The organism is Pseudomonas sp. SIMBA_068 (assembly GCF_046534705.1).
Classification (GTDB): domain Bacteria; phylum Pseudomonadota; class Gammaproteobacteria; order Pseudomonadales; family Pseudomonadaceae; genus Aquipseudomonas; species Aquipseudomonas putida.
The window spans coordinates 1-247 of the sequence record NZ_JAWRYI010001275.1; the positions used below are offsets into that span (position 1 = coordinate 1).

1 protein-coding gene is annotated in these 247 nt (G+C 63.2%); it reads left to right on the forward strand.

The window, feature by feature from the left end; genetic code table 11:
- Positions 1–247: hypothetical protein (locus SB756_RS33665; protein WP_410913711.1), on the forward strand; the 247-nt coding region annotated here is incomplete at both ends.

Here is a 247-nt window from a genome sequence, read left to right on the forward strand (position 1 = left end):
GCAAACCTGTCGCGACCTCTCCGATATGGCTGACGCCTGTATCGACCAAGCCTACCAGTGGCTGTATCAGCGCCACTGCGTGCAATTCGGCACGCCGACCGGCCGCCGTAGCGGCGAACCGCAGCACATGGTCATCCTCGGCATGGGCAAGCTCGGTGCGGTGGAGCTGAACCTGTCATCCGATATCGACCTGATCTTCGCTTATCCCGAAGGCGGCGAGACGGTGGGCGTGAAGCGCGCCCTGGAT